This window comes from Kitasatospora sp. NPDC018619 (genome assembly GCF_044391605.1).
Taxonomy (GTDB): Bacteria; Actinomycetota; Actinomycetes; order Streptomycetales; family Streptomycetaceae; genus Kitasatospora.
Genome location: NZ_JBISAI010000009.1, coordinates 140589 through 146688 on the forward strand (window position 1 = coordinate 140589; position 6100 = coordinate 146688).

7 protein-coding genes are annotated in these 6100 nt (G+C 75.8%); 5 read left to right on the plus strand and 2 right to left on the minus strand.

All coding sequences use genetic code 11. The features are described from left to right. Nucleotides 1-8: 8 nt before the first annotated feature. Nucleotides 9-2000: a LamG-like jellyroll fold domain-containing protein gene (locus ACH5AR_RS16505; protein WP_396302104.1), complete on the minus strand. Its 1992-nt coding sequence runs from the start codon at nucleotides 1998-2000 to the stop codon at nucleotides 9-11. A gap of 218 nt (nucleotides 2001-2218) precedes the next feature. Here ACH5AR_RS16505 and ACH5AR_RS16510 point away from each other — a divergent pair, with 218 nt between their 5' ends. From ACH5AR_RS16510 to ACH5AR_RS16520, 3 genes are all read left to right on the plus strand, one after another. Next, on the plus strand, nucleotides 2219-2716 hold the full coding sequence (locus tag ACH5AR_RS16510; protein ID WP_396302105.1) for a hypothetical protein: 498 nt from the start codon (nucleotides 2219-2221) through the stop codon (nucleotides 2714-2716). Nucleotides 2717-2953: 237 nt separating this feature from the next. Then, nucleotides 2954-3247 (plus strand): DUF6343 family protein, encoded by a 294-nt coding sequence (locus ACH5AR_RS16515; RefSeq protein WP_396302106.1) that lies wholly within the window; start codon nucleotides 2954-2956, stop codon nucleotides 3245-3247. Nucleotides 3248-3414: 167 nt separating this feature from the next. Continuing rightward, the gene (locus ACH5AR_RS16520) at nucleotides 3415-3639 is read left to right on the plus strand and encodes a hypothetical protein (RefSeq protein WP_396302107.1); all 225 of its coding nucleotides are present in this window, start codon (nucleotides 3415-3417) and stop codon (nucleotides 3637-3639) included. Nucleotides 3640-3740: 101 nt separating this feature from the next. Here ACH5AR_RS16520 and ACH5AR_RS16525 read toward each other — a convergent pair whose 3' ends face one another. Further along, complete coding sequence (locus ACH5AR_RS16525; protein WP_396302108.1) at nucleotides 3741-3977, minus strand: DUF6296 family protein; 237 nt, start codon at nucleotides 3975-3977, stop codon at nucleotides 3741-3743. A gap of 335 nt (nucleotides 3978-4312) precedes the next feature. Here ACH5AR_RS16525 and ACH5AR_RS16530 point away from each other — a divergent pair, with 335 nt between their 5' ends. After that, complete coding sequence (locus tag ACH5AR_RS16530; RefSeq protein ID WP_396302109.1) at nucleotides 4313-5431, plus strand: AI-2E family transporter; 1119 nt, start codon at nucleotides 4313-4315, stop codon at nucleotides 5429-5431. Nucleotides 5432-5579: 148 nt separating this feature from the next. After that, nucleotides 5580-5915 (plus strand): GNAT family N-acetyltransferase, encoded by a 336-nt coding sequence (locus tag ACH5AR_RS16535; protein ID WP_396302110.1) that lies wholly within the window; start codon nucleotides 5580-5582, stop codon nucleotides 5913-5915. Nucleotides 5916-6100: the final 185 nt, after the last annotated feature.

Below are 6100 nucleotides of genomic sequence, written 5' to 3' on the forward strand. Positions count from 1 at the left end.
GCGAGCGGTCAGGCGGTCATGAACTCGCCCACCCGCAGCGCCCGCTTCACGATCCGGACGTCCCCGACGTACCCGTGGAAGACCTTGTCCAGCACCCCCGCGTACGCATAGCCGCCCAGCATCCACGGTCGGCCCAGCGTGGCCAGCCCGACCGCGGGCGTCGCCGGGTTGCGCGCCACCTCGCACCCGTCGACGTACATCCGGCTGAGCTTCCCGTCGTTGACCACCGCCACGTGCCACCACCGGTCCAGCGGCAGCTGGTGGCTCCAACAGGTGGACGCCCCGGTCTGGTTGACCGGGTAGACGCACCACTGGAGGGCCGGGGCCTCGGAGACGCTGAGCGTCACGACCGGCTCGTCGGCGTCCGTCCCCGGGCCGGTCCGGCCCGCCTCGCCGCTGCTCCCCCACCGGCTCAGCAGGGCGGACCAGCGGCTCTGCGCGGAGTCCCAGTCGGCGGGCAGCTTGAAGAACGCCTCGACGGTGAAGCCGCGCTCGAAGGTCTCCCGGTTCAGCGGAGCGGTGGGCACCGTCTGGAGGTAGCCGCCGCGCACCGGCGAGCGGGTGCCCCGGAACAGCAGGCTGCCGTGGCCCGGCTGGTCCGGGTGGTGCTCGGCGGACCAGCTGAGCGCGCCGTCGGGCGTGCCCGGGGCGCTCAGCGGGAGCAGGTCGTTGCCCTGTCCGGACAGGTCCCGGACGACCTGCCGCGGGGAGACCGCCGAGCCGTCCCCGCCGCCGCCGTCGAACCGCCAGTAGGCCGCCGTGTCGCGGACCAGCAGCTCGCTCGCCCGGCGCGCCGGGCGCCGGGGGACGGGCGCGAAGCCCGCGAAGCGGCGCTCGAAGTCGATCGCGAGCGAGAAGCGGTCCACGTCCGAGGTCAGCTCGGCCTGCCGGGCCGCCAGCGCGTTGCGCTCCTCGGCCGCGATCTGCTGGATCCACGGCGAGAAGGTCGACACGTCGACGGTGTCGCGGTCGAGGTCGAAGCGGTACGCCCGGATCATCGCCGCGCCGCCGTAGTAGCGGTCCTGGTAGTTGGTGATGTGGACGTGGACGTCGTGGCCCGCCCGGTTCTTCAGCACGGTGCGCCCGGGCGGCCAGTAGTGCCCGTTGACGGTGAGGAAGATCTGGTCGTTGCCGTCGATCAGCCGTTCCCAAAGCCGCTTGCCGTGGTCGGACAGCTCGGCCCGGCCGCTGTCGTCCGCGTACGCCAGGTCGTGGGTGGTCACGATCACCGGGAGGGTGGGGTTGGCCGCGATCACCCCGTTGGCCCAGGCGAAGCCCGCGTCGGAGAGCCGCCAGTCCAGTGAGAGCAGCATCCAGTCGCGGCCCGCCGCCCGGAACACGTGGCAGGTGTTGTAGCCGTCCGGGCTGGAGCCGCGGTAGCCGGAGGTGCGGGCGGCCCTGGCCTTGCTGAAGGTCTCCAGGTACGGGGTGCTGCCGCGCTGGTCGTCGGTCGAGGAGCGGACGTCGTGGTTGCCGGCGAGGACGCCGTAGGCCGCGCCCGCGTCGTCCAGCAGGGCGAACACCTTGGTGACGGCGGCGTACTCGACGGCCAGGCCGTTCTCGGTGACGTCGCCGAGGTGGGCCAGGAAGACGATGTTGTCGTCCGTGCCGTCCTCCCGGTTGACACCGCCGTCCAGCACGTAGCGGACCGAGGCCTCCAGCGGCGCCGGGTGGATCCGGTCCTGGTCGAACAGGTACTGGGTGTCCGGCAGGACCACGACGGTGAACTGCCGGGCGTCAGGATCGGGCTGCCACCGCCCCCTGCCCTTCTCCTTCCCGGGCTTCTTCGCGGCCGCGGCGGCCGGGCCGGCCGTCTCCGGCCCGGCCGCCCGCGCCGGCGCCGCACCGAGCAGGCCGAGCCCGCCGGTGCCGACCCCGGCGCCCAGCAGACCGGCCCCGCGCAGGAACCGGCGCCGGCCGGCCGCGGCCGGCCCGTCCCCGTCGATGTCAGCGGTCCGTGGGCAGCCGCACGCGTGCTCGGTCGCCTGGATGTCGTGCATGTTCGCTCCCGGAAGTGGTTTGGGCCCTGACGGTAGGCACCGGGATCGGTCGGTGGCCGTCGGCCGGGCCACGCCCCGTTGAACAGCGGCCGAACCCGACGGGCTCCGGCCGGCCCGCCGACCGGGGTGCGCACCCGCGCGGCCCGGCCGTAGAACGGAAGGGGGGACGCCCGCCGACGGCGGTCGCCGGGGCGGACCGGACGGAGGAGGTGGCTGCGATGGGACTCCCCCTGGCGGCCGGACACGTGCTGGTACGGCTCGGCGAGGGCCCGCAGGAAGCCGCGGAAGCGGTGCTCGACGCGCTGGAGGCCGTCTTCCCGACGCACACCGGGCGCGGCCTGACCCGGATCGGCAACGTCTGGGAGGACCCCCCGACCGTGACCTCGGAGGGCGTCCGGGCGGTGGCCGAACCCCGGATCACCCGCTCCCCGCCCGCCCCCGCGCCCGGCCCGTCGGTGCGCCTCTCCGAGTCGTTCGACGCCCGCTCCTTCGGCGCCGAGTCCTACGAGGCCGAGTCCTACGAGGCCCACCGGGCGGGCGTGCCGGAGCCACCCGTCACCCTGGCCGGCGCGCTCGCCGCGGAGCTGCTCGGCGGCCCCGAGGACGTGCGGCGGGTGGCGCGCGCCCTCGCCGGGCTCTGCCGCACCCAGGAGGAGGACCGAGAGGAACGGGGGCCGCAGCTGGTGGTCCGGCTGCGGCTCGAACCGCGCGGGTGACGTCGGCGGGCGGCGCCGGGGAGGGGTCGCGGCACAGCAGGCGTGTGACCGCACCGCCCCCGGGTAGGCGCGCCGGCGGACACCACCACCGGCCGATCACGTTCGGGGGCCGTCATGGCCGCACACCGCTCACCAGGAACACCCGGAACACCACGAACACCGCATGGGGCCCGCGCCCGCCGCCGGGGAGGCGAGCGCCACGACTTTCCGCACGCCCCGCAGGGCCCCGGCCGGACGATGCCGCAGCTCAGGCCCCAGGAGACGGTGCGCCGGGGCACCGAGCCGGTGACCGCCCGCTCGGATTTGGAGCTGCGCCGGCTGCTGTCCGTGGTCTTCCTGGTCCTGTTCGTCGGCGGAGCGATCGCCTTCGCCGTGCTGGCCGCCCTGGCCGGCCCGGGGCCCGCCCCCAACCAGGGGACCTACGCCTTCTTCGCCGCCCTGTGCGCCGGGTTCGCCGGCATCGCCGCGCTCGACCTGGTGGTCATCCGGCGCCGCCTGGCCGCCGGCCAGGGCCGCCGCCGACGGAGCTGACCGGCCGCTCCCCGGGCCCGGCAGCGGGGCACCGCCGGCCGCCACCGGCACCACGACCCGCCGCCGGCGGCACCACGACCATCCCACCGGGTCTGGCCCGGTGGCCGTCCGGTGGAGTGCGGGTTTGCATGGACTCACCGAGCCCCCAGCGATCCGGAGGTAATGCCGTGTACGAGATGTGGGCCGAACACGACCCGGCGGTGTCCCCGCCCGCCGTGGTGTGGCACGTGGTGGCGAAGGACGACGCGACGTCCTCGCTCTGCGGGCGGTTCCTGGAGCCCTCCCAGCGCGTCGTCCCCCCGACCGACGGTGACGGTGCGGCAGCACCGGACCGCTACTGCGACCCGTGCCTGGTCACCGTGCGCGAGGCCTTGGCCGCCAGCGCGCGGTGACCTGTCGGCTGCGGACCGGTGGCGGACCGGCGGGTGCGGACGGCCGACCCCAGGCCGAAGGCGACGGCGGATACCCGCCGTCGCCTTCCGTCCGGCGTCCGTCAGGGCAGCGGCACCGCCAGCAGGCACGGGTGCCGGCTGCCCGTGCCGGGGGCGGCCAGGACGGTCGCCACCTCACCGGTGATCTCCACGCGCAGGCCGCCGTCCGCGCTCTCCCAGACGAGGTTCCCGCCGGGCCCCCTCACCTGCGTCTCGTGCACCACGACGACGTCCGGCGGGGCGTGTCCGCCGATCGGACCGGGGAGCGTCACCGCGTAGCGGCGGGTGAGGCTTCTCATCTCGGCCTCCTTCTCTCCCACCCTGCGCCGTGATTCTCCCCCCGTCCAACCGCTTGTACACGGAGGATCGAAGTCCTTCCCGGGGAGACGGTGCCCTTACGCTTCTGCCCCGGCCAGGCGCGATTACACACCGCTGAACCGGGAACCCGGCACCCGGGCGCCGCGGATGCGGCGCCGCCGCGGGGCGAACCGTCGCACCGTGGGTCATCGTGACCACAGAGCGTCCTGAGAGCGACCTCAGGGCGCCCGGCCGAAGCCCGAGGAGACCGCCCGTGGGAGTGAACGGCACCGGAGGGGGCCGGCGGCCCGTGCCGCTGGGCAGCCGCCGTCCCCGAGTGCCGGCGCGCCGGGCCGGGGCGAGGGCACCGGGCCGGGGCGCGCCCGGGGAACGAGTCCCCTCCGGACTGCGGACCACCGCCGGCTACACCTGGCGGCTGGCCCTGCTCGGGCTGGCCGCCTACCTGGTCGTGGACGTCCTCGCCCGGCTCGAAGTGCCGGTCGTCGCACTGTTCCTGGCCCTGGTGATCACCTCCGTGCTGCGCCCGCCGGTCGACCTGCTGGCCCGGGCCGTGCCGCGCTCGCTCGCCGTCCTGATCACCTTCCTGGGCGCCCTCGTGCTGGTCGCCGGGGTGCTGGCGCTGGTCGGCACGACCGTCGCCGACGAGTGGAGCCGGCTGGGCAACGAGCTGCGCGGCGGCCTGTCCCGGATCGACCGCTGGCTCACCGGCGCCCCCTTCCACCTGCGGCCCGGCACCGTCACCGACCTGCGGGCCAAGATCGGCGAGTTCGTCGCGGCGCACCGCTCCACCCTGCTCAGCACCGCGCTCAGCGGCGCCGGACGGGTCGTCGAAGTCGTCACCGGGCTGGCGCTCGCGGTGTTCTGCTCGGTGTTCTTCCTGCACTCCGGCGACCGGATGTGGGCCTGGGCGCAGCGACAGCTGCCGGTCCGCAGCCGCGCGACCTGGGACCGCGCCGGGCGCGCCGCCTGGCTCACCTTCGCCGGGTACACCCGGGGCGTGCTGATCGTGGCGGCCTCCAACGCCGTGCTGGTGGGCATCGCGCTGGCGGTCCTGCGGGTGCCGCTGGTCCTGCCGCTGACGCTGCTGGAGTTCGTGGCGACCCTCGTCCCGCTGGTCGGCTCCCCGATCGCCCTGGCGATCGCCGCCGTGGTCGCGCTCGCCGCCCGCGGGCCGGTGATCGCGCTGCTGGTGCTCGCGCTGATCGTGGTCATCGGGCAGATCGAGGGCCACCTGCTGCATCCGCTGGTGCTCGGCTGGTCCGTCCGCATCCATCCGGTGGCCATCGCCCTGTCGGTGGCCGGCGGCGCGGTGCTGGCCGGGGTCCTCGGGGCGGTGGTGGCGGTGCCGGTGGTCTCGGTCGCCTGGGCGGTGCTCGGCGAGGTACGGGCCCGCGGCGCCCCCGGCCACCGCGAGGAGCCCGGCGGGGCCGACTAGCCCCGGGCGCCCTGTCGCCCTGACCCGCGGCCGGCGGCCCGGTCGGGGATGGTCACGGCCCCGGTGACCTGGCAGGATTCCCGCTGTCCCGGTGCCGGTGGAGCCGTTCGTCGCGCCCCCGGCCCGTCCCCGACCGAAAGGCCAACCCGTGACCACTCCCAGCACCGTCCTCGTCGAGCGGTCTGACGACCGGAACCGGTACGAGATCTCCGTCGACGGCGCGCTCGCCGGTTTCACCGAGTACCGGGACCACGAGGAACAGCGCGTCTTCTTCCACACCGAGGTCGACGAGGCCTTCGCCGGCCAGGGCCTCGCCTCCCGCCTGGTGCAGGAGGCGCTCACGGACGTCCGCGCGGCCGGGAAGCGGATCGTGCCGATCTGCCCCTACGTCGCCAAGTTCCTGCTGAAGCACGACGAGTTCGCCGACATCACCGACCCCGTCACCCCGGAGGTCAAGGGCTGGCTGCGCACCCAGCTGTACTGACCCGCACCGACCGGCCCGACCGGCGTCCGCCCTCGGGACGGGCCGGTCGACGGCGGTGGGGGGGGGGCCGCCCGCGCGGGGGCGCGCCCCGCCCCCCCCCCCCCCCCCGCCCCCCCCCCCCCGCCCCCCGGGGGGGGCGGGGGGGGGGGGGGGGGCGCGCCCCGCGGGGGAGCCCCCCCCCCCCC

Excerpts from the sequence above, each read along its gene's own strand:
- ACH5AR_RS16505 (WP_396302104.1), bottom strand. The coding sequence starts at position 2,000 with ATGCACGACATCCAGGCGACCGAGCACGCGTGCGGCTGCCCACGGACC.
- ACH5AR_RS16510 (WP_396302105.1), top strand. The coding sequence starts at position 2,219 with ATGGGACTCCCCCTGGCGGCCGGACACGTGCTGGTACGGCTCGGCGAG.
- ACH5AR_RS16525 (WP_396302108.1), bottom strand. The coding sequence starts at position 3,977 with ATGAGAAGCCTCACCCGCCGCTACGCGGTGACGCTCCCCGGTCCGATC.
- ACH5AR_RS16515 (WP_396302106.1), top strand. The coding sequence starts at position 2,954 with ATGCCGCAGCTCAGGCCCCAGGAGACGGTGCGCCGGGGCACCGAGCCG.